Origin of the sequence: Streptomyces sp. NPDC058758 (genome assembly GCF_042746075.1) — a bacterium.
GTDB lineage: Bacteria > Actinomycetota > Actinomycetes > Streptomycetales > Streptomycetaceae > Streptomyces.
On sequence record NZ_JBHYPS010000024.1, the window covers coordinates 77,401 to 98,224 of the forward strand.

The 20,824-nt window shown below is 75.3% G+C and carries 18 protein-coding genes; 4 read left to right on the top strand and 14 right to left on the bottom strand.

Annotation, left to right across the window (positions count from 1 at the left end):
- Positions 1 to 82: 82 nt before the first annotated feature.
- From ACFW6A_RS25290 to ACFW6A_RS25300, 3 genes are all read right to left on the bottom strand, one after another.
- Positions 83 to 1,117, bottom strand: coding sequence for a LacI family DNA-binding transcriptional regulator (locus ACFW6A_RS25290; RefSeq protein WP_351852491.1), 1,035 nt, complete (start codon positions 1,115 to 1,117; stop codon positions 83 to 85).
- An 86-nt stretch (positions 1,118 to 1,203) separates the two neighbouring features.
- Entirely contained in the window at positions 1,204 to 1,533 is a 330-nt protein-coding gene (locus ACFW6A_RS25295; RefSeq protein ID WP_351852489.1) for a putative quinol monooxygenase, read from the bottom strand.
- Between the two features lie 46 nt (positions 1,534 to 1,579).
- Complete coding sequence (locus ACFW6A_RS25300) at positions 1,580 to 2,383, bottom strand: IclR family transcriptional regulator C-terminal domain-containing protein (RefSeq protein WP_351852485.1); 804 nt, start codon at positions 2,381 to 2,383, stop codon at positions 1,580 to 1,582.
- A 240-nt stretch (positions 2,384 to 2,623) separates the two neighbouring features.
- Here ACFW6A_RS25300 and ACFW6A_RS25305 point away from each other — a divergent pair, with 240 nt between their 5' ends.
- From ACFW6A_RS25305 to ACFW6A_RS25315, 3 genes are all read left to right on the top strand, one after another.
- Positions 2,624 to 4,363: a VanW family protein gene (locus ACFW6A_RS25305; protein ID WP_351852482.1), complete on the top strand. Its 1,740-nt coding sequence runs from the start codon at positions 2,624 to 2,626 to the stop codon at positions 4,361 to 4,363.
- Positions 4,364 to 4,471: 108 nt separating this feature from the next.
- Positions 4,472 to 5,509: a serine hydrolase domain-containing protein gene (locus ACFW6A_RS25310; RefSeq protein ID WP_351852479.1), complete on the top strand. Its 1,038-nt coding sequence runs from the start codon at positions 4,472 to 4,474 to the stop codon at positions 5,507 to 5,509.
- A 38-nt stretch (positions 5,510 to 5,547) separates the two neighbouring features.
- Positions 5,548 to 5,955, top strand: a complete 408-nt coding sequence (locus ACFW6A_RS25315) for a hypothetical protein (RefSeq protein ID WP_351852477.1) — start codon at positions 5,548 to 5,550, stop codon at positions 5,953 to 5,955.
- On the opposite strand, the gene ACFW6A_RS25320 is transcribed toward ACFW6A_RS25315, so the two are convergent.
- Positions 5,900 to 7,135, bottom strand: a complete 1,236-nt coding sequence (locus ACFW6A_RS25320) for a cytochrome P450 (RefSeq protein WP_351852474.1) — start codon at positions 7,133 to 7,135, stop codon at positions 5,900 to 5,902. The genes ACFW6A_RS25315 and ACFW6A_RS25320 overlap by 56 nt on opposite strands.
- 227 nt (positions 7,136 to 7,362) lie before the next feature.
- Between ACFW6A_RS25320 and ACFW6A_RS25325 the strand changes: the two genes are divergently transcribed.
- Positions 7,363 to 8,808, top strand: a complete 1,446-nt coding sequence (locus tag ACFW6A_RS25325; RefSeq protein ID WP_351852471.1) for a glyceraldehyde-3-phosphate dehydrogenase — start codon at positions 7,363 to 7,365, stop codon at positions 8,806 to 8,808.
- Between the two features lie 75 nt (positions 8,809 to 8,883).
- On the opposite strand, the gene ACFW6A_RS25330 is transcribed toward ACFW6A_RS25325, so the two are convergent.
- The 10 genes from ACFW6A_RS25330 to ACFW6A_RS25375 all read right to left on the bottom strand — a co-directional run bounded on the left by ACFW6A_RS25330 (position 8,884) and on the right by ACFW6A_RS25375 (position 20,697).
- Positions 8,884 to 9,600, bottom strand: coding sequence for a GntR family transcriptional regulator (locus ACFW6A_RS25330; RefSeq protein WP_351852468.1), 717 nt, complete (start codon positions 9,598 to 9,600; stop codon positions 8,884 to 8,886).
- Positions 9,601 to 9,650: 50 nt separating this feature from the next.
- Entirely contained in the window at positions 9,651 to 10,595 is a 945-nt protein-coding gene (locus tag ACFW6A_RS25335; RefSeq protein WP_351852466.1) for an ornithine cyclodeaminase family protein, read from the bottom strand.
- Positions 10,592 to 11,662, bottom strand: coding sequence for a proline racemase family protein (locus tag ACFW6A_RS25340; protein ID WP_351852526.1), 1,071 nt, complete (start codon positions 11,660 to 11,662; stop codon positions 10,592 to 10,594). The genes ACFW6A_RS25335 and ACFW6A_RS25340 overlap by 4 nt, the downstream gene beginning before the upstream one ends.
- A complete protein-coding gene (locus ACFW6A_RS25345; RefSeq protein WP_351852464.1) occupies positions 11,650 to 12,654 on the bottom strand; it encodes a proline racemase family protein in 1,005 nt (334 codons plus the stop codon). Before ACFW6A_RS25345 ends, ACFW6A_RS25340 begins: the two co-directional genes overlap by 13 nt.
- Positions 12,655 to 12,676: 22 nt before the next feature.
- On the bottom strand, positions 12,677 to 13,576 hold the full coding sequence (locus tag ACFW6A_RS25350; RefSeq protein WP_351852461.1) for a dihydrodipicolinate synthase family protein: 900 nt from the start codon (positions 13,574 to 13,576) through the stop codon (positions 12,677 to 12,679).
- An 81-nt stretch (positions 13,577 to 13,657) separates the two neighbouring features.
- Positions 13,658 to 15,055: an NAD(P)/FAD-dependent oxidoreductase gene (locus tag ACFW6A_RS25355; RefSeq protein WP_386643135.1), complete on the bottom strand. Its 1,398-nt coding sequence runs from the start codon at positions 15,053 to 15,055 to the stop codon at positions 13,658 to 13,660.
- On the bottom strand, positions 15,036 to 15,353 hold the full coding sequence (locus ACFW6A_RS25360) for a (2Fe-2S)-binding protein (protein ID WP_351852456.1): 318 nt from the start codon (positions 15,351 to 15,353) through the stop codon (positions 15,036 to 15,038). The genes ACFW6A_RS25355 and ACFW6A_RS25360 overlap by 20 nt, the downstream gene beginning before the upstream one ends.
- Positions 15,350 to 16,525, bottom strand: a complete 1,176-nt coding sequence (locus tag ACFW6A_RS25365) for an NAD(P)/FAD-dependent oxidoreductase (RefSeq protein WP_386643138.1) — start codon at positions 16,523 to 16,525, stop codon at positions 15,350 to 15,352. Before ACFW6A_RS25365 ends, ACFW6A_RS25360 begins: the two co-directional genes overlap by 4 nt.
- Positions 16,526 to 16,613: 88 nt before the next feature.
- The gene (locus ACFW6A_RS25370; protein ID WP_386643141.1) at positions 16,614 to 18,995 is read right to left on the bottom strand and encodes a collagenase; all 2,382 of its coding nucleotides are present in this window, start codon (positions 18,993 to 18,995) and stop codon (positions 16,614 to 16,616) included.
- Positions 18,996 to 19,236: 241 nt separating this feature from the next.
- Positions 19,237 to 20,697 (bottom strand): tetratricopeptide repeat protein, encoded by a 1,461-nt coding sequence (locus ACFW6A_RS25375; RefSeq protein ID WP_386484814.1) that lies wholly within the window; start codon positions 20,695 to 20,697, stop codon positions 19,237 to 19,239.
- Positions 20,698 to 20,824 lie beyond the last annotated feature (127 nt).

The following is a 20,824-nucleotide window of genomic DNA, read 5'->3' on the forward strand; positions in this document are numbered from 1 at the left end:
GGTGCCGACGGTGACGCGATCATGCCACGGCCGGGCGGGCCGGGCGGGGGCCCCGGAGGGGGTGTCCGCGGCCGGGCGGAGCTCAGGAGGAGGCGCGGACGACCAGCTCGGTGGGGAGCATCCGGCGGGGCTGGTCGTCGGGCTCGCTCGGGCAGGCGATCTCGGCCAGGAGCATGCGGGCCATGCTGCGGCCCATCTCCTCGATGGGCTGGCGGACGCTGGTGAGCGGCGGGTCCATGAGGCGGGCGACGGCGGAGTCGTCGACGCCGACGAGGGCGACGTCCTCGGGGACCCGGCGGCCCGCCTCGCGCAGCACGGCGCGGGCGCCGGCCGCCATCACGTCGGAGGCGGCGAAGACGGCGTCCAGGTCCGGGGCGCGCTCCAGGAGTTCGCGCATGGCGCGGCGGCCGCCCTCCTCGGTGAAGTCGCCGCCGGCGACGAGCGCCTCGTCGGCGGCGAGACCGGCCTCGGCCAGGCCCTCGCGGTAGCCGTCGAGGCGGCAGCGGGCGCCGTACATGTCGAGGGGGCCGGTGATGGTGGCGATGCGCCGCCGACCGCCCGCGGCGAGGTGGGCGACGGCGGTGCGGCCCGCGCCGGTGTTGTCGGAGTCGACGAAGGCGACGGGCTCGTCCGCGCGGCGGCGGCCGTTGAGCACGGCGGGCAGGCCGAGGGCGCGGACCTGGTCGGGCAGCGGGTCGTCGGCGTGCACGGAGACGAGCAGGACGCCGTCGACGCGCTGGGCCCCGAGGTACTGCTCGAAGCGCTGCCGCTCCTGGTCGCTGCGGATCAGGGTGAGCAGCAACTGCTTGTCGGCGTCCGCGAGTTCACCGCTGACGCCGCGGATGATGTCGAGGAAGTACGGCTCGGCGAAGAGCCGGGCCTCGGTCTCGGGGACGACGAGGGCGATGGCGTCGGTGCGGCTGCCGGCCAGCGCGCGGGCGGCCCGGTTGGGGACGTAGCCGAGTTCGGCGACGGCCTTCTCGACGGCCGCCTTGGCCTGTTCGCTCACCTTCGGGGAGCCGTTGATGACCCGGGAGACCGTGCCGCGGCCGACTCCGGCCCTGGCCGCGACCTCCTCCAGGGTGGGCCTGCCGGTCTGCCGCCCGCTCACCGCCATGTGCCGCTTCTCCCCTCGGCCCCGGGACGCCGCCCGCCCGTACTGTGCGGCGAACCTATCAGGCGGGCGGGCGGCGTCCGGCGCGATCAGGCGCCGGCGGGCGCGAGCTCCGCCATCGGGCCCCAGCCCGGCTGCTCCGTCCGGACGTTGATGATCTCGGGAGTGGCGGAGACGGCCCCGGCCATGGCGGCCAGTCCGGCGGCGAAGTGGTCGGAGGCGACGTGGGCGGCGCCGGCCTCGTCGTCGGCGAAGCCCTCCAGGAGGGTGTAGACGTTCGGGTCGTCGACGGAGCGCGACCAGTCGAAGAAGAGGTTGCCCGGCTCCGCGCGGGTGGCGCGGGTGAAGTCGGCGACCAGGTCGAGCCACCGGTCGGCCAGCTCGGGACGGACGGGGAAGCGGACGGCGATGAAGATCATGCCGTCAGGCTGCGCCGGACGGGCGGGCCGGGGCCAGGCGGCCGGTTCAGGATTCCGGCAGGGCCGGAAAGTCCGGCACCGCGCGGACGAGGGCGGCCCGGACGGCGCCCTGGCGGCGGGCGAGTTCGGCGGTGGGCAGGGAGACCGAGAGGGCGTGCACGATGCCGTCGCCGCGGTCGGGCAGGGCGACGGCGAGGCAGGAGTGGGCGAGGTCCGCCTCGCCCACGGAGACCGCGTACCCCTGGCTCCGGACGGTGGCCATCTCGGCCTCGAAGCGCTCGGCGCCGGTGATGGTCCGCTCGGTGAGGCGGGCCATGCCGTGCTCGGCGAGGTAGCGGCGGCGCCGGGCGCGCGGCAGCGTGGCGAGCAGCGCCTTGCCGTGCGCGGTGGCGTGCGCGCGGGCCTCCGGGCCGGGGGCGAAGGGGTGGGCGGTGTCGGTGACGGGGGCGGTGGTGTCGACGACGGTGATCAGGCCGTCGCGGTAGGCCGTGTGGTACGCCTCCGCGCCGGTCGCCCGGCGCAGCCGCCCGAGCAGCTCGCCGGTGGGGGCGCCGAGCCCGTGGTGGCGGAGGTGGGCGCGGTGCAGCGCCGGGACCCGGGGGCCGGGGGCGTACCCCTCGGCGGTCCGCACCAGGTGGCCGCGCGCGAGGAGCGGGCCGGTCAGGTGGTAGACGGTCGACAGGGCGCAGCCGAGCGCCCGCGCGAGCGCCTTGGCCCCCACCGGCCGGCCGGCGTCCGCGACGAGGTCCAGCAGGTCGAGGGCCCGCTCCACCGACCGCGGCCCGCCGGCCGCCGCCCGGTGTGGGTCGGGGAGGGGCTCGGGGCGCGGGATCCGGTCGTCGGCGGGCATCCGCCCAGGGTACGGCGGGCCCTCCGGGCGGGTGCCGGGGCGGGTCCGGGGCGGGTCCGGGGCGGGCCTCCCGGTGGCGCCGGGGTGACGCGCGCCACCCCGCGAAGGGGGTCCGCACCCTGGGTGGCCGGGCGGTTTCGTGCGGTATTACCGCAGGTCAGACATGCTTTATGTGCATTTGACACTCTTTCGACGTACCGTCGTGAGGATCCCTTGTCCCCGACGCACCCGGGAGAGCGTGTGCCCCGCCCCAGGACCGACCATGCCCCGACGCCCGCTGCCGGGCACCGCCCACGGTGGCGGACGGCCGCGATCGCGACGGGCGTCGTCGCCGTCGCGGCGGGCGGGCTCTACGTGGCCGGTCTGGTGGCCACCGGCGACGACATATCCGCCGGCACCCGGGCGGGCGGCATCGACATAGGCGGCCTGAGCAAGGCCGAGGCCGCCGAGCGGCTGCGGGCGCAGGCCCCGGCCTCCTGGACCGCGCCGATCGCGGTGAAGGTCGGCGAGCGCACGGAGCGGGTGACGCCCGCCACCGCCGGTCTGACGGTCGACGCGGAGGCGACGGCCGAGCGGGCCGCCGACCCCTCGCGCGACCCGCTCACCGTCATCGGCCGCCTCTTCTCCTCCGGCGACCGCGAGATCGAGCCGGTCCTCGCCCACGACGCCGCCAAGACCGACGCGGCCGTCGCCGCGCTGGCGAAGGAGAACGACCGGGCCGTCAAGGAGGGCTCGGTCTCCTTCCGGGACGGCGAGGCCGTCGCCACCCGGCCCGTCGCCGGGCAGAAGCTGGACACCGCCAAGGCCGCCGAGGCCCTGCGGGCCGCCTACCCCTCCGCGCCCGGCGCCGCCGCCGTCGCCCTGCCGGTGTCCGTGACCCAGCCGAAGCTGGCCGGCTCCGAGCTGAGCCGCTTCCTCGACACGTACGCGAAGCCCGCCGTCTCCGGCCCGGTGACGCTCGACGTCGGCGGCCAGCGGCTGACCATCTCCCCCGAGACCCTGGGCGACCACCTCACGGTGAAGAACGAGGACGGCCGGCTGACCGGCTCCCTCGACTCCACCGCCCTGCTGCGCGACCCGGACGTGGCCCGCCCGCTCGCCGCCATGACGGGCGCCCCCGTCGAGGGGACCCTCGGCGTGCGGGACGGCAGGGTCGTCGTCGTGAAGGAGGGCCGCGAGGGCCGCGAGGTGACCGCGAAGTCGCTCGGCGCCGCCGTGAACCCGCTGCTCACCCGCACCGGACAGGCGGCCCGTACCGCGACCGTGGCGACCAAGGTCACCCAGCCGCAGGTGAGCACCGCGAACCTCGCCGCCCTCGGCATCCAGGAACAGATGTCGACCTTCACCGTGAACTTCCCCACCGCCCCCTACCGGACCACCAACATCGGCCGGGCCGCCGAGCTGATCAACGGCTCGCTCGTGCAGCCCGGCGAGGTGTGGTCCTTCAACGAGACGGTCGGCGAGCGCACCGAGGAGAACGGCTTCGTCGACGGCACGATGATCCTCGACGGCCGCTACCAGGAGGCGCCCGGCGGCGGGGTGTCCGCGGTGGCGACCACCGTCTTCAACGCGGTCTTCTTCGCCGGCGTGCAGCCCGTCGAGTACGGCGCCCACTCCTTCTACATCGAGCGCTACCCGGCCGGCCGCGAGGCGACCGTCGCCTGGGGCAGCCTGGACCAGAAGTTCCGCAACGACTCGGGCAAGCCCATCTACATCGCCGCGAGCGCCACGGACCACTCGGTGACCATCACCTTCTACGGCACGAAGAAGTACGACTCCGTGGAGGCCGTGGCCGGGCCGCGCACCAACGTCACCGAGCCCGGCAAGCGCGAGGCCACCGGCACGTCGTGCGTGCCCCAGGAGCCCCTGGAGGGCTTCGACATCGCGGTCGACCGGGTCTTCAAGAACGGCGGCGAGGAGGTCAAGCGGCAGACCTTCAAGACCCATTACACCCCGCGCGACGAGGTCGTCTGCAACTGACCCCGCCGCCGGCGCCCCGCCCGGAAGGGTGTCCCCGGGGACGCGGCCGGGCATGCATGCCTGGGTGCGGCCGGTCCGGGCCGCAGCGACCCCTGCCGGAGGCGTGCCGTGGCGGAGCGCAGCGAGGTCCCTCCCTACGCCCGGCTGCTGGCCGGCGCGGTCCGCGGCGGCGTGTGCCCGGGAGCCGTCTGGGCGGTCGGCGACCGGTCCGGCACCCGCTCGGCCGGGGCGGTCGGCGTCCTCGACCCGGCCCGGCCCGAGGAGCCGGTCCGCCCGGACACCCTCTACGACGTGGCGAGTCTCACCAAGATCCTCACGGTGTGGGCGGTGACCGGCACCCTGGTCGACGCCGGGAAGCTGGACCCGGCGGCGCCGCTCGGCTCCTTCTGGCCCGCGGCGGCGGGGCGTCCGGTCGGCGCGGTCACCGCGCACCACCTGCTCACCCACACCGCCGGGATGCCGCTCCGGGCCAACCTGCGCTTCCTGTACGGCTCCGACCCGCAGGACGTGCGGGACGGGGTGCTCGCCGAGCCGCTGCGGCACCCGCCGGGCGCGGCCGTCGCGTACACCGACCGGGCGGCGCTGGTCCTCGGCTGGCTCGCCGAGCACCTGACGGGCCGGCCGCTGGCCGAGCTGGCGCGGGAGCGCGTCTGGACGCCGCTCGCCATGCGCGAGACCCGCTGGGGCCCGCTGCCGCCCGAGGCCGCGGCCCGCTGCGCCCCCACCGAGTACGACGAGGAGACGGCCCGTCACCTGAAGGGCACGGTGCACGACTTCTCGGCCCGGCTCCTCGGCGGGGCCTGTGGCATCGCCGGCGTCTTCACCACGGCGGGCGACACCGGACGCTTCCTGCGCGGGGTCCTGTCCCCGCCGCCCGGCACCTTCTCCCCCGCCTGGGCGGCCGCCTCCCTCCGCGTCGCCACCGGCGCGCTCGACCCGCCGCGCGGGCTGCTGTGGCACCCCGCCCCCGGCACCGCCCCCGCCGACGACGTGTGGGCCCACTTCGGCTTCACCGGCACCGCGATGTGGGTCTCCCCGGGCCGCGCCCGCTGGGCGGTCCTCCTCACCAACCGGCTGTACGTGACCCGGGACCCGGCTCCGCTGGCCCGGATCCGCGAGACGTTCCGGGCGTACGCCTTCGCCTGAACGCGGCCGTCGTCGGTGCCCGCCCCCGCGATGCTGCCGTGGCCGACTCCTCTACGACCCTGTGGACCGACGACCCGTGCCGGAGCCGGAGCGCTCCGGGGAGGAGGGCGCCGAGCTCCACGACCGACGACCACGCCAAGTTCCTGTACTGGCGACTGAAGACCGGCTTCGTGTCGGAGGTGCTGCTCGGCCCGCCCGGCTCCCCCCTCTCCTTCGACACGGCGGTCCCCGGCGAGCTGCTGGAGCGGCCGGCCTTCGCCTCCCGCCGGGGCGAGCGGACCCTCGGGCACGTGGAGGACGGAAGGCCGACCCGCTCGGCCGGCCTCCAGGGGATCTACCGGCCGGCCCCCGCGTCCGCCGCCGAGCCGCGCCGGCTGGTCGCGGGGCGGTTCAGCGGGCCTCCGGGCCGAGGAGCACCGGCAGCGTCCGGTGGCCGTTCGAGATGAGGGACGGGGTGCGGGCCAGTTCCGCGGCGGGGACGGCGAGCGCCAGTCCGGGAAAGCGGGTGAAGAGGGCGCTCAGGGCGGTGGCGACCTCCAGGCGGGCGAGGGGCGCGCCGAGGCAGAAGTGGACGCCGTGGCCGAAGGCCAGGTGGTCCTTGGAGGCGCGGGTGAGGTCGAAGGCGTCGGCGGTGGGGCCGTGCCAGTCGGGGTGGCGGTTGGCGGCGGCGTAGGAGGCGAGGATGGCCTCGCCCCGGGCGATGACCCGTCCGTCGGGAAGCGGGATGTCGGTGACGGCGTAGCGCAGCGGCAGGTGCTTGACGGCGGGTTCGAGGCGGAGGGTCTCCTCGACGACGTCGTCCCAGCCGACGCGCCCGGAGCGGACGTGGGCGAGCTGGCCGGGGTGGGTGAGCAGGGCGGTGACGGCCTGGTCGATGACGTTGACGGTGGTCTCGTAGCCGGCGCTGACCATGAGGAGGAGGGTGTCGGCGAGTTCCTGCTCGCTCAGGCGGGAGCCGTCGCCCTCCTCGTCGCGGGCGGCGAGGAGCAGGGAGGTCATGTCGTCGCCGGGGTCGGCGCGCCGGGCGGCGATGAAGGCGTGGAAGAGGGCGTAGAGGCGTTCCGCGTTGAGCCGGGCGGCCTCGGCGTCGAGGGTGGTGTCGAAGACGGCGTCGACGAGGGCGCGGAAGCGCTCGCGGTCCTGCTCGGGGACGCCGAGGAGCCGGCCGATGACCGCGATCGGCAGCGGGTGGGCGAGGCGCTCGCGCAGGTCGACGACGGTTCCGGCGGGGAGGGCGGCGAGGTCGTCGAGGAGTCCGGTGACGATCGCCTCCACGTCCCCGCGCAGGGCGGCGACCCGGCGGGCGGAGAAGGCGGGGGCGACGATGCGGCGGAGCCGGGCGTGGTCGGAGCCGTAGGCGGTGAACATGTTGCGGACGGCGACCCACAGGGCCAGCGGCCAGTCGGCGACGGCCTCCTCGAAGCCGGGCCAGTGGCGGCGGCCGTCCTTGGAGACGTCGGCGCCGGTGAGGAGCCGCTTGAGGAGGACGGGGTCGGAGACGGACCAGGCGCGGACGCCGAGGACGTCGACGGGGGTGACGGAGCCGCGGGCGCGCAGCAGGGCGTGCTCGGCGTGGGGGTCGGTCCCGGCGGGGTCGAGGACGAGCGGTTCGTCGGGGTGCGGCACGGCGGTTCCCTTTCTTCGGCGTTCGTCGGCGTTCGTCGGCGTTCGTCGGCGTCGGGACCCAGCGTGGGGGCGACCGGCGCGGCGGCGACAGGGCGATGTCCGGCCTGTTGGCCGAGAACCGGTGGTCCGGGGGTGTGAGTTCGCGGACAGCTGTTCGGGCCCCCTTGTCGGGCCCGAGGAGCCGCGGGTTACCATATGAGCGCCGTCTAGCTCGAAAGATAAATCTTGTGACTGTCAATGATGACTCGTTCACCAGCTGGAAGAACCGTGAGGAGATCGCGGAGTCGATGATCCCGATCATCGGGAAGCTGCACCGTGAGCAGGACGTCACCGTCCTCGTTCACAGCCGCTCCCTGGTGAACAAGTCGGTCGTCAGCATCCTCAAGACGCACCGCTTCGCCCGCCAGATCGCCGGCGAGGAGCTCTCGGTCACCGAGACGCTGCCTTTCCTGCAGACGCTCACCACGCTCGACCTCGGCCCCTCGCAGATCGACATCGGCATGCTCGCCGCCGAGTACAAGGCCGACTCGCGCGGCCTGACGGTCGAGGAGTTCACCGCGGAGGCCGTCGCCGGCGCCACGGGTGCGAACAAGATCGAGCGCCGTGACGGCCGGGACGTCGTCCTCTACGGCTTCGGCCGCATCGGCCGCCTGGTCGCCCGCCTCCTCATCGAGAAGGCCGGTTCGGGCAACGGCCTGCGCCTGCGCGCCATCGTCGTGCGCGGCGGCGGCGAGGCCGACCTCGTCAAGCGCGCCTCCCTGCTGCGCCGGGACTCGATCCACGGCCAGTTCCAGGGCACCATCACGGTCGACGAGGCGAACAGCTCCATCGTCGCCAACGGCAACACGATCAAGGTCATCTACGCCAACGACCCCTCCGAGGTCGACTACACGGCGTACGGCATCGAGAACGCCATCCTGATCGACAACACGGGCAAGTGGCGGGACCGCGAGGGCCTCTCCAAGCACCTGCGCCCCGGCATCGACAAGGTCGTCCTGACCGCGCCCGGCAAGGGCGACGTGCCGAACATCGTGCACGGCGTCAACCACGACACGATCAAGCCGGACGAGCAGATCCTCTCCTGCGCCTCCTGCACCACCAACGCCATCGTCCCCCCGCTCAAGGCGATGGACGACGAGTACGGCGTGCTGCGCGGTCACGTGGAGACCGTCCACTCGTTCACGAACGACCAGAACCTGCTGGACAACTACCACAAGGCCGACCGCCGCGGCCGGTCCGCGCCGCTCAACATGGTGATCACCGAGACCGGTGCCGCCTCGGCCGTCGCCAAGGCGCTGCCGGAGCTCAAGGCCCCGATCACGGGCAGCTCGATCCGCGTCCCCGTCCCGGACGTCTCGATCGCCATCCTCAGCCTGCGCCTGGGCCGCGAGACCACCCGCGACGAGGTCCTGGAGTACCTGCGCGACGTCTCGCTGCACTCGCCGCTGAAGCGCCAGATCGACTTCACCACGGCTCCCGACGCCGTCTCGATGGACTTCGTCGGCTCGCGCCACGCCTCCATCGTGGACGCCGGCGCGACCAAGGTCGACGGCGACAACGCGATCCTGTACCTGTGGTACGACAACGAGTTCGGCTACTCCTGCCAGGTCATCCGCGTCGTCCAGCACGTCTCGGGCGTCGAGTACCCGACCTTCCCGGCCCCGGCGGTCTGATCCCGCCCGCGCCCGCACGCGAACGGCGCGCCGCGCTCCCCGAGGGGAGGGCGGCGCGCCGTTCGCGTCGCGCGGTCAGTTCTTGCGCACCGGGCGCAGCGCGCCGGCGGCCGGCTCGACCGGCTCGTCCCGCGCCTCGGCCCAGAGCGAGCGGACGTGGCCGAGGTGGCGCATCATGCACGCCTCGGCGCCCGCCCGGTCCCGGGCGATCATGAGGTCGAGGAGTTCGACGTGCTCCTCGGCGGAGCTGACCAGCTTGCCCGCCTCGTCGAGGCCCGTCAGACCGTAGAGCCGGGACCGCTTGCGCAGGTCGCCCACCGTCTCCACCAGCCGGTCGTTCCCGGACAGCCCGAGGAGGGTGAGGTGGAACTGCCGGTCCGCCTCCAGGTAGCCGATCAGGTTGTGCGCGCGGGCGTTGACGACGATCTCCTCCGCCAGCGGGCGCAGCGCCTCCAGCTGCTCGGCCGTCGCGGTCTCGGTGACCCGGCCGACCGTGGGCACCTCGATGAGCATGCGCAGCTCGGTGCACTGGTCGAGTTCGCGCTCGCTGACCTCGGTGATCCGGAAGCCCTTGTTGCGGACCGGCTCGACGAGGCCCTCGCGGGCCAGGTCGAGCATGGCCTCGCGGACCGGGGTGGCCGACACGCCGAGTTCGGCCGCGAGGCCGGGCGCCGAGTAGACCGTGCCGGGCTTCAGCTCACCGGCCGTGAGGGCCGCGCGCAGCGCGTGGCCCACCTGGTCGCGAAGCCGCTCCTGGGCCTTGATGAGACTGTGCTGCTTCAGGTCACCCACGCCGAATCCTCCGAGATCTCGCAGGCGCCCAGCGTACAATGTCACGTTGCTCAGCCGGTGGCCGCCCGGTGGACCGCGACGGCCACGGCGAGATCCTGCCAGGCCATCCCCACGCTCTTGAAGAGGCGCGGAGCGGGTCCCGGCGGCGGCAGGGCCGGGCCCCGGACGAGATCGGCGAGCGTGCCGGTGAGGTGACCGGGACCGATCGCCCCCTCCGCCTCGGGGATCAGCAGGTCGCCGGCCTCCCGCAGGGCCGCCGTCCGCGCCTCGACCCAGACCTCGGAGCGGCGCACCAGCGCGGTGTCGGTCTCGCGGGCGTCCGGCTCGTGGGAGCCGACGGCGACGACGACCGTCCCGGGCGCCACCCGCCGTCCGTCGAAGAGGGGGGTGCGGGCGGTGGTGCAGCACACCACCAGGTCCTCCTCCGCCACCTCCCCGGCGGTGCCGGTGCGGGTCTCGGGGACGCCGGCCCCCCGGGCGTACCCGGCCAGGGCGGCGGCCCGCCCGGGGTCGCGGGCCACGACGGTGACGGAGGCGAGCTTCCGCACCGCGAGGAGCGCGTCCACGTGGCCGTACGCCTGTGGCCCCGAGCCGAACAACACCACCCGCAACGGCCGCTCGCCCGAGGTGAGGTGACGGACCGCCAGGGCGGAGACGGCGGGGGTGCGCAGCGCGGTGAGCGCGGCGCCGTCGAGCAGGGCGCGGGGCATCAGGGTGGTCCCGTCGAGGAGGAGGTAGCCGCCGGTGATGCGGGGCAGCCCCCGGGCGGCGTTGCCGGGCGCCACCCCGGCGATCTTCACCCCGGCCCAGCCGCCGGCGGCGGCGGGCATGAGCAGCAGCTCGCCGGCCGGGACGGGGACGGCGGAGCGCGGCGGGCAGGCCTCGGGGTCGAGCCCTTCGCGCAGGACCTCCGCGAGGGCCTCGACGGCCGCCGCCGGGGCGAGCAGCCGGGTGACGGCGGCGGCGTCGAGGTACGGAACGGGCGGGGCGCTCACAGCAGGAACCCCGCTCCGAGGGTGTCGTCCGGGTCGAGCGTGAAGTGCGCCGTGCCGGTGCGGTGGGCGGTGCCGGTGACCTCGGTGACGAGCCCTTCGGCGGGGTCGCCGCCGGGGACGGCGCGGCCGGTGAAGACCGTGCCGGCGACGGACTCGTGGGTGAGGACCTGCCCCTCCTTCAGCCGGCCCTCGTCGACGAGGAGGGCGAGCCGGGCGGAGGTGCCGGAGCCGCACGGGGAGCGGTCGACCTGGCCGTCGGCGAAGACGGTGACGTTCCGCTGGCGCGGTCCTTCGGGGGTGTCGGGCAGGTCCTCGTGGAGGATCACGCCGTACACCCCCGAGAGCAGCGGCCCGTCGGGGTGCCAGGTGGCGGGGTGGCCGGCCAGCGCGGTGCGGATCTCCCGTCCCACCCGGGTGAGTTCGGGCAGGGACGCCCCGTCCACGGCGAGGCCGAGCTCGCGGGCGGGGACGGAGGCGTAGCAGGCGCCGGCGTGGGCGAGGTCGACCTCGACGATGCCGAGGCCGGTGGCGACCGGCACCTTCCGGGCGGTGACCCGGGCGGGCACGTTCCGGAAGGTGACGCCGGTGGTGCGGCCGGCGGACCGGTGGACGGTGGCGGTGACCCGGCCGGAGGGCACGTCGACGCGGACCGGGACGTCCCGGTCGCCGTCGCCGGCCGGGACGAGGCCGCTGTCGACGGCCCACGCGGCGAGCGCGATGGTGCCGTGCCCGCAGGCGGTGGAGAAGCCGTCCTTGTGCCAGAAGAGGACGCCGAGGTGGGCGCCGTCGTCGTCGGGCGGGACGACGAACCCGCCGTACATGCCCGCGTGGCCGCGCGGTTCCTGGACGAGGAAGCGGCGCAGCGCGTCCAGGGGGCCGGGGCGGGGGGCGGTGCCGGAGCCGCCGGAGCCGATGGCGGTGGCGCACCGCTCGGCGACGGTGTCGCCGGGGGCGGGCGGCAGGCCGTCGGCGACGATCCGGAAGGGTTCGCCGGCGGTGTGGTAGTCGGTGACGCGGATCCCGTCCGGTCCGGGGACGTCCCGGGCTTCGGCGCTCACAGCAGGAATCCGGCGGGGAAGGGGTCGGTGGGGTCGAGGAAGTACTGGGCGGTGCCGGTGATCCAGGCCCGTCCGGTGACGGTCGGGACGACGGCGGGACGGCCGCCGACGGTGGTCTCGGCGACGAGCCGTCCGGTGAACTCGGTGCCGATGAAGGACTCGTTGACGAAGTCGGTGTCCAGGGCGAGCCGTCCGCGGGCGTGCAGCTGCGCCATCCGGGCGCTGGTGCCGGTGCCGCACGGGGAGCGGTCGAACCAGCCGGGGTGGATGGCCATGGCGTGCCGGGAGCGGGTGGCGTCGGAGCCGGGGGCGGCGAGGTAGACGTGCTTGACGCCCGCGACGGCCGGGTCCTCGGGGTGGACGGGACGGTCGTCGCCCGCGTTGATCGCGTCCATGATGGCGAGCCCGGCGGTGATCAGTTCCTGCTTGTGGGCGCGGTCGAAGGGGAGGCCGAGGGCGTCGAGTTCGACGAAGGCGTAGAAGTTGCCGCCGTAGGCGAGGTCGTAGGTGACGGTGCCGAGGCCGGGGACCTCGGTCTTGAGGTCGAGTCCGACGCTGAAGGCGGGGACGTTGGTGAGGGTGACGGAGCGGGCGGCGCCGTCCTCGACGCGGACGTCGGCGGAGACGAGGCCGGCCGGGGTGTCGAGGCGGACGGTGGTGACCGGTTCGGTCACCGGGACCATGCCGGTCTCGACGAGGACGGTGGCCACGCCGATGGTGCCGTGGCCGCACATCGGGAGCAGGCCGGAGACCTCGACGAAGAGGACGCCGTAGTCGGCGTCGGGGCGGGTGGCGGGCTGGAGGATCGCGCCGCTCATGGCGGCGTGGCCGCGGGGTTCGTACATGAGCAGGGTGCGCAGGGAGTCGCGGTGCTCGATGAAGTGCAGCCGCTTCTCGGCCATGGTGGCGCCGGGGATCACCCCCACTCCTCCGGTGACGACCCGGGTGGGCATGCCCTCGGTGTGGGAGTCCACCGCGTGGTAGACGTGTCGGGTGCGCATGGGCTGTCCTTCTCCCCTCGGATCAGCGGAGACCCTCGGCCAGGGCCTTCTCGGTGGCGGCGCGGACGGCGGCCTCGACGGCGCCGGTGAGCGGCAGGCGCGGGGCGCGGGTGGGGCCGCCGGGGCGGCCGGCGAGGTCCATGGAGAGCTTGATGGCCTGGACGAACTCGGTCTTGGAGTCCCAGCGGTAGAGGCTGTGCAGGGACTTGTAGAGCGGCAGCGCGGTGGCGAGGTCGCCGGCGACGGCGGCGCGGTAGAGGGTGGCCGCGGACTCGGGCAGGGCGTTGGGGTAGCCGGCGATCCAGCCGACGGCACCGGCGATGGCCAGTTCCAGGAGGACGTCGTCGGCGCCGATCAGGAGGTCGAGCCCGGGGGCGAGCTCCGCGATCTCGTAGGCGCGGCGGACGTCGCCGCTGAACTCCTTGACGGCGACGATGTTCCCGTCGGCGTGGAGGCGGGCGAGGAGGGCCGGGGTGAGGTCGACCTTGGTGTCGATGGGGTTGTTGTAGGCGACGACCGGCAGTCCCGCCCGGGCGACTTCGGCGTAGTGGGCGCGGACGGCCTCCTCGTCGGCGCGGTAGGCGTTGGGCGGCAGGAGGAGGACGGAGCCGGCGCCGGCCTCGGCGGCCTGCTCGGCCCAGCGGCGGGACTCGGCGGAGCCGTAGGCGGCGACGCCGGCCATGACGCGGGAGCCGTCGCCCGCGGCGGCGACGGCGGTGTGGACGACCGCGGCGCGTTCGGCGTCGGTGAGGGTCTGGTACTCGCCCAGCGAGCCGTTGGGGACGACGCCGTCGCAGCCGTTGGCGAGGAGCCAGCGGACGTGCTCGGCGTAGGCGTCGAGGTCGACGGAGAGGTCCTCGCGCAGCGGCAGGGTGGTGGCGACCATGATGCCGTGCCAGGGGCGGGTGCGGGTGTCGGTCATCGTGACGTACTCCTTTGTAGTGTGTGACATTTTACTAGGGGGTGTGCGGCGGCCACAAGGGTGTGACCGCCGGGAAAAGGGCTAGTCGGCGGGGAGTTCCGCGAGCTGCCCGAGGCGTACGGGGCAGGCCAGCGGGCGGCGGTCGGCGACGGCCCCGCCACCGGCGAGCGCGGCGACGGCCGGACCGCACATGCGGCCCTGGCACCAGCCCATCCCGGCCCGGGTCAGCAGCTTGACGGTGCGGGCGTCGGTGGCTCCCAGCTCCTCGACCGCCTCGCGGACCCGCGCGGCGGGCACTTCCTCGCAGCGGCAGACCGCCGTCTCCTCGCGCAGCCAGCCGGTCCAGCCGGCGCCGGGGCGGTGGGCGGCGCCCATCGCGTCGGCGAAGGCCCGCAGCCGGTCCCGGCGCCGGGCGAGACCGGTGGGGACGGTCCGGCCGGCCACCGCGTGGGCGGCGATCTCCCCCTCGGTCAGGGCGAGTCGGGCTCCTCCGACGCCCCCGGTCTCGCCCGCCGCCCAGACGCCGGGCACCGAGGTGCGCAGGCCCGGGGTGAGGACGAGGGCGGCGGTCCCGTCGGCGGCGGTGCGGGTGGCACAGCCGAGGGCAGTGGCGAGGGAGAGCTCGGGGACCAGGCCGTGGCCGACGGCGAGCGCGTCGCAGGGGATACGGCGGCCGGTGCCGGGCACGGGCCGCCAGTCGCGGTCGAGCCGGGCGACGGTGACCGCCTCGACCCGGTCGGTGCCGTGCGCCTCCACGACGGCGTGCCGGAGCAGCGGGCGGACCCGGTGGCGGAGCAGCGCCCCGCCGTACAGGGCGCCTTCGGCGAGCTTGGCCGGGTTGCGCAGCAGGGTGCCGGTGTGGCGGGCGTAGGCGCCGTACCCGGCGGCCTCGACGACGGCGGGCACCCGGGCCCCGGCGGCGGCCAGCGAGCCGGCGACCGCGAGCAGCAGGGGTCCGCTGCCCGCGACGACGACGCGGCGGCCGGGCAGCACCAGCCCGCTCTTGAGCATGGCCTGGGCTCCCCCGGCGCCGACGACGCCGGGCAGGGTCCAGCCGGGGAAGGGGAGCTGGCGCTCGTACGCCCCCGTGGCGAGCAGCACGGCGCGGGCCCGGACGGGCTCCCCGGCGGCGTCTTCGGTCCGGGCGCGCACCGTCCAGTCGGTACCGGAGCCGGTGACGCTCCATACCTGATGCTCCGCCAGGTACCGTACGCGGCCCGCGCGTTCGTGGGCGCGCAGCTCGGCCTCGCGGCCGGCGAAGGCGGCCCAGTCGTGGTGCAGGGCCTGCGGGCGGGTGGCGCCGAGGGCGGGGTCGGGGTGGCGGTAGTACTGGCCGCCGGGGCGGACGCCCGCGTCGAGCAGGGTGACTGTCAGGCCGAACGAGGCGGCCGTGACGGCGGCGGCGAGTCCGGCCGGGCCCGCGCCGACGACCGCGAGGTCGGCGGGGGCGGTCCGGGGGTCAGACGGCGAGGTCGTCATGGCCGGTTCCCTCCTGGCTGGTGACGAGGCCGCCGGGGCGGGCGGGGACGAGGCAGGCGCGGCGGTTGGGGGTGCCGTCGACGGTGACCAGGCAGTCGAAGCACTGGCCGATCCCGCAGAAGGCGCCGCGGGGTTCTCCGCCGTGCCGGGTGGTGCGCCAGGCGAGGACGCCGGCGCCCCACAGGGCGGCGGCGACCGTCTGCCCGGCGGCGGCCGGGACGTCCCGCCCGTCGAAGCGGAAGGTGAAGGTCTCCTGGGGCGCGCCGCCGACGAGGGCGCGCGGGGTGCGGCGGCTCAACTCTGCTGCTCCTGGGTCAAGGCGTCCGCGGGCCCGTAGTCGCGCTCGGGGCGGAACGGTGCGGGATCGAGCGGGGGTTCGGCGCCGGTGAGGGCGGCGGCGACGAGGGCGCCGGTGGCGGGGGCGAGGCCGATGCCCGCCCCTTCGTGGCCGCAGGCGTGGTGGAGGCCGGGGACGCGCGGGTCGGGGCCGATCGCCGGCAGGTGGTCGGGGAGGTAGGGGCGGAAGCCGTGGTAGGCGCGGAGCACCTGGACGCCGGCGAGGACCGGGAAGAGCCGGGCGGCCTGGGCGGCGAGCCGGCGCAGGGCCTCGGTGGAGAGCGAGCGGTCGAAGCCGACGCGCTCGCGGGTGGCGCCGACGAGGACCGGGCCCGCGGGGGTGCCCTCGACGACGGCGGAGGACTGGAGGGCGGCGGAGCCGCTGGCCACGTCGGCGATGTAGTCGGCGGCGTAGACCTTGTGCCGGACGATCCGCGGCAGGGGTTCGGTGACGAGGACGAAGCCCCGGCGGGGCAGGACCGGCAGGGGGACGCCGGCGAGGCGGGCGACCTCGCCGCCCCAGGTGCCGGCGGCGTTGACGACGGCGGGGGCGAGGAGTTCGCGCCGCGCGGTGCGCACGCCCCGGACGGCTCCGGCCGGGCCGCGGAGGACCGCGGTGACCTCCTCGCCGAGGTGGAGCGCGGCGCCGGAGGCGGCGAGCAGCCGGGCGGCGGCCTGCGCGGGCTGGACCTGGGCGTCCTGCGGGTAGTGGAAGCCGCCGGCCAGGCCGGGGGCGAGGTGGGGTTCGAGGTCGGCGAGCCGGTCGGCGGGGATCTCCGCGGCGGTGACGCCGGCTGCCCGCTGGCCCTCCGCGAAGGAGCGGAGGGCCGTGAGGGCGGACTCGTCGGGCGCCACGACGAGCCCGCCCTTGGGCTCGTACTCGGTCTCCGGCGGGAGTGTGGCGGAGAGGTCGCGCCAGAGTCTCGTGGACAGCAGCGCGAGGTCGAGCTCGGGGCCCGCCTCCTTGTCGGAGACGAGCAGGTTGCCTTCCCCGGCGCCGGTGGTGCCGCCCGCGACGGGACCGCGGTCGACCACGGCGACGGTGAGTCCGGAGCGGGCCGCGTAGTAGGCGCAGGCGGCTCCGACGACGCCGGCGCCGATGATCACGACGTCCGGGGAGTGTCTCTTGGGCACGGCAGTAATATGTCACATTCTTCAAGCGCTGCCCAGCCCCTTCCGGGGCCGGGCGGCGGGTGGTTCACCGGACGGGGCGGACGGGCCGTCAGCTGCGCAGCGGACCCTCGCAGCGGAAGCCGGAGGTGCCCGCCACGCGGTTGCTCCAGATGTCCACGGGGCCGAAGGAACAGTTCATGTCGGCCAGGTTGTTGGAGGCGGCGCCGGCCCGGTCGAGGAGGAAGTAGTCGACCGTCTCCGACATGTCCTTGAAGACCCTGTCGGGGTTGCCCGCGTCCGCCAGGTTGGCCGTGATCCGGCCGGTGCAGACGAAGCGCCGCTTGCCCGGCTCCCCCGCCTCCGCGCAGTCGGGGGTGTTCTGGGTGGCGGCGGCGAAGGAGGCGCGGACGGCGGCCACGTCCCAGTCCTTCAGGTGGCCGTTGGCGGTGTAGGTGGTGTTCGGCACGAAGAGCTGGTCGACCCGGGCGATCTGGGCGTCCAGGAAGCGGTCGTACGCCTGCTGGAGGCCGGGGTCCGCGCTGAGCCGCTCGCGCCAGGCGTCGTAGCCGGCCACGTCGTCGCCCCGCAGGTGGGTGTACATCTCGCGGATCAGGCCCGGGCGCTCGGTCCACAGGAACTCGAAGAAGGTGCCCGCGTAGTTGTAGAAGCGGAAGCCGTCGCCGTCGTAGGTGGCGTGCAGGATCTGGCGGAGGTTCATCCGGGGACCGCCGCCCGCGGTGTCGTTGATGATCCCCCGGACCAGCGACTTGCGCACGGCGATGCCGTCGTCCCGGGTGGCGCCGTCGAAGAACTCGGCGGTGCCCTCGTCCATGAAGGTCGTCCGGTCGCCCTGGTACCAGGGACCCTGACCGAAGAAGCCGGGGACGGCGAAGCGCCCGTTGAGGTAGTGGGTGTACTCGTGGCGGAACAGCTCCTCCAGGGTGAGGGAGGAGTCCTGCGGGACGCGGCGCTGGTAGGTGTAGAAGGTGGCGCCGTTCTCGATGTAGATGCCGCCGTTGTTCGTGTCGTACCCGGTGAGGATCGGGTGGTAGTTCTCGTAGTCGGCGCGCGAGCCGTACAGCACGATGTTCAGGGTGGTGTTGGGGTCGCCGGCCAGCGGCTGCTCGCTGCCGACCACCCGGTGGAACTGTGCCTTGACCTGCTTGCTCGCGTAGTAGAGCTGGTCGACGGTGGCCCGGTCGAGGCCGGTGCGGACCTTGAGGGCGGCGCCGGTGCCGGTGTCGTAGGTGTAGGTGTAGGGGAAGATCCGGGCCTCGATGTCGGCCTTGCAGACGCCGTACGGGGCACAGGCGCCGTAGTAGTTCAGCCAGGAGACGACCTTGGCCCAGGGCTGGCTGCCGCTGCCCCAGGCGGACTCGACCGTGCCGAGCATCGCGCCGAGGTCGGTGACGATGCCGGACCGCAGACCGGAGACCTCGCCGAAGCGGCCGTACTCGCTCAGCGCGTCGCGGACGACCCAGGCGTTGGCGGTGCCCTTGAGGTGGGTGTGGCCGGCGAACGCCTTGAAGGCGGCGCGGTAGGCCGGGTCGGCGGCGACGGCGGCGTGGAAGGCGGTGTCCCGGTTGCCGGGGTAGACGCCCAGGTAGTTGACGGAGAGCGCGGCGAGGGCGGCGCCCGCCCAGGTCGGGTCCAGGTTCGTCGCGGTGTGCGACGGGTCCATGGTGGCGAGCACCTTGGTGATGAGGCCGAGCTGGTGCTGGCGCAGGCCGGGGGCGCTGCCGGCGTTGAGGGCCTCGCGCAGCGTGCGGGCGTTGGAGGCGGTGACGTCGAAGGTGCGGGCGGCGGAGCCGAAGGCGGCGATGGCGCGGCGCATGGCGTCGACGGTCGGGGCGTCGGTGACGTCGATCTCGGTGCGCGAGAAGTCGTGGTAGGCGACCGCGTGCAGGTAGGTGAACATCTCCTCCAGGTGGGAGGAGTTGCGGCCGTCGTGGGAGGCGGCCAGGCCGGATATCCGGTGGGCGACGGCCTGGACGTGGGCGTCGGACATGACGGGGGCGAGGCGGGCGTCCCAGGTCCAGATCAGGCCGTTGAGACAGCCCTCGGCGGTGACGGCGGGGTCGGCGAGGAAGTCGGCGAAGGCCGCCGGGGAGAGACCGGTGACGCCGTCGAGGGTGCAGGGGACGCCCGCGAGGGTGGCGGAGGGCCCCGCCCAGAGCCCGCTCCGCTCGGCCGTCGCCTTGGCGTCGGCCTTCTTGGCCTGGCCGGGGACGCGGCCCCGGGTGTCGCCCGTGCCGCCGGGGGCGGGGGCCGGGGAGGGCGTGGCCGTACGGGCCTTGGCGAATCGTTCCACCTCGTCGAAGGGGTTCGGCTGGGCGGCGGTGGGCGCGAAGGGTCCGGGGACGGCGGCGGCCTCAGTGCGAGGGGCGGGGGCCTCGGCCGCCCGGGTCGCGGCCTGACCGGCGGAGGCCACGAGGGTCACCGCGATGGCGGTGGCGAGGAGGGAGGAGCGCACGACTCTGTGCTGGGACACGAGGTCTCCTGATGAGGATGGGGATGCGGGGGGTGCGGGGTCGATCACGGGAAGCCGAACGGGAGTTGACGGAGAGGCATCCGTCCGCCGCACGAGCTGTAACATAGTAATGTGAAATTGCACTGACAACCCCTGTGTGCGGGTCAGTTGCGACGACGGGCGTCCGCCTCCGTGACGGGGAACGGGGGGAGGCGGACGCCCGGCCCTCCCCCGGCCGCCCGCCTCCCTCCTCCGGCGCAGGTCAGAGCGGTGGCGGCGGTACGGGACCGAGCCCCGGCGCCGTCGGCCGCGGCCCCTTCACCGCGTCCGCCGCCCGCTGCCGGGCCACCGCCGCGAGGGCCGCGTCACCGATCGCGTCCGCCAGCCGGGCCCTCCCCAGCCAGTTGTACGGACTGTCCGGGCGCAGCCCGTCCCGCTCGCTCAGCAGCAGCCGGGCCCGGTCGTGCTCCCCGGCGGCGAGCGCCGACTCCAGCAGCGTCCGCTGCACGGCGTCCCGTTGGGCGTGGCTGCCGCCGAAGACCTGGAGCCGGCGCCGCACCGGCCACAGCAGCTCCACCACGGCGGCGTGGTCGCCGCGCCCGTGGGCCACCAGCGCCTCGCAGACCGGCAGCCCGACCTCGGCCGTCATCGCGTGGTTGGACAGGGTCCGCCGCGCGCCGTCCCCCTCGCCCTCCGCCAGCCACCGCCGCCGGTCGGCCACCAGCGCCTCGGCCCGCCCGATCCGGCCCGCCCCCACGTACGCCATCACCGCGTGGGCGTCGTTGAAGGCGTAGAACGGCGGATCCGCCCGCCCGGCCCACGCGTCGGCGAGCCGCGCCCAGCGCTCCGGCTCCTCGCGGCCGGCGAGCCGCAGCCGCCACAACAGCGCGGCGGCGTCGAGGAGTTCCATGGCGAGCCCCGCCGACTCCTCGTGGTGGACGGCCGCGTCGTAGACGCGCAGCGCCGTCTCCTCGGCGCCCGCCTCCAGGGCGTACAGCGCGTAGTGCCACCAGTTGTGCACGGTCAGGTAGTTGCCGCGCGCCCAGTCCCCCGCCCTCCCGTCGAGGAAGGCGACCCCCTCGGCGACCCGGCCCTGCATCTCGTACGTGTGGGTCACCGCGTGCACGGCCCACACGTCCCCCGGGTGCCGCTCGACCGCCGCCAGGCCCGCCTCCTCCGCACGCCGGTAGTGCCCGGACTCCTCCAGGCCGAAGGCGTACATGCCGAGCAGCGGCCCCCGGTGCTCGTCGGCCCTCCCCCACGCCGACAGGGCGCCGCCGATCCGGTCCCGCAGCCGCACCGCGTCCCCGGTGAGGAAGTCCAGCTGGTGCCCGGCGAAGAGCGCGAGCGCGTCCCTCGGGTGGGCGAGGCTCAGCTCCTCCAGGAGGTCGCCCGCCCCGTGCAGGTCCCCGGCGAGGCACGCCCCCGCCGCCGCCACGTGGAGCCGCTCGCGCGCGGGCAGGGCCGTGGCGTCGCGGCCGGCCAGCCAGCGCTCGAAGCGCGTCCGGGCCGCCGCGGCGCCGGTGTGTTCGGTGCCGAGCACCCCCAGATAGGCGGCGAAGGCCTGGGCGTCGGGCGACTCCGGACTCGCCGCGAGGGCGTCTTCGACGGCCGGGGCCACCTCGGGCCGGAAGAAGAGCAGGGCCTCGACGGCCCGGTCCAGATGGGCCGCGCCCTCGGGGGTGCAGTCGTGCAGGGTGTTGCCGTAGCGGTCGGTCGCCAACGCGGGTCCTCACCTCGGTTCCTCGTACTGCCCGGGCCCGGACGGGCCGCCGCCGGGCCGCACAGGCGGCGCCCGCGCGGCCGTCCGGGAGCGCGCCGGGCCGGGCGGCGCCCCTCCCGGCAGCACC

Coding starts and splice junctions, on each gene's coding strand:
- ACFW6A_RS25355 (WP_386643135.1), bottom strand. CDS start 15,055: ATGACGACCTCGCCGTCTGACCCCCGGACCGCCCCCGCCGACCTCGCG.
- ACFW6A_RS25300 (WP_351852485.1), bottom strand. CDS start 2,383: ATGCCCGCCGACGACCGGATCCCGCGCCCCGAGCCCCTCCCCGACCCA.
- ACFW6A_RS25290 (WP_351852491.1), bottom strand. CDS start 1,117: ATGGCGGTGAGCGGGCGGCAGACCGGCAGGCCCACCCTGGAGGAGGTC.
- ACFW6A_RS25295 (WP_351852489.1), bottom strand. CDS start 1,533: ATGATCTTCATCGCCGTCCGCTTCCCCGTCCGTCCCGAGCTGGCCGAC.
- ACFW6A_RS25350 (WP_351852461.1), bottom strand. CDS start 13,576: ATGACCGACACCCGCACCCGCCCCTGGCACGGCATCATGGTCGCCACC.
- ACFW6A_RS25345 (WP_351852464.1), bottom strand. CDS start 12,654: ATGCGCACCCGACACGTCTACCACGCGGTGGACTCCCACACCGAGGGC.